The organism is Vibrio sp. 1978 (genome assembly GCF_033344345.1).
Map to the genome: position 1 here is coordinate 1 of NZ_JAWPOP010000546.1, position 662 is coordinate 662.

Genomic DNA, 662 nt, shown 5'->3' on the forward strand with positions numbered 1-662 from the left:
CAGTATGTAAAAGTTCATACTGGGCACAATTGCTACGTTGTAGAGTTTGATTTGCGTAAAGGTCTGGCGGATCCAGTCGGCCAAGATCATATGAACATGAACTCGAATGCCGTAAGTTTGGTGAACGCATCAGATTCAGGCCATATCGCTGGCACGGTAAGTAACGTTCAATACCAAGCTTGCGAAGCAGACAGTGCGGCATGGAACGCGATTCATGATGTGCCTGCCGTTCACTCTGTTTACCTGTATGCGGGTTCCATGGATCGCTCAACCATGGGCGATATGGGCGCGACAGCTCCACTCAATGCGCCAGTTGCGGTAGCTAACGTGAATGAATCGCAAGACGAAGAAGGCAATACAACCTACAGCTACGAGTTTGGTTACATTGGCCCAGGTACTTACAGCATTGGCTACACATGTACTGCGTATATTGATACGCCAGACGCTCATGAAACGTCAGAAGACGGTTTCTTGATTTACCAGCACTACACGCCAGTTGATGTTGTCGAGACAGAGCTGACAACTCAGGACATTAATCCCATTCTTTAAGTCACCATATTAAAAAAGCCGCTCGTACTGAGCGGCTTTTTACTTAGTCAGAAAGGTAATATTGAACCGTCGATACCACTCGTACTTTCTTAATGTAAGGCGTATTGCTATCG

Annotated in this window: 1 pseudogene; it reads left to right on the forward strand. The window is 46.7% G+C overall.

From position 1 onward, the window contains the following. A pseudogene (locus tag R8N49_RS27745) lies at positions 1-549 on the forward strand (DUF4382 domain-containing protein); the annotation flags it as partial. Positions 550-662: the final 113 nt, after the last annotated feature.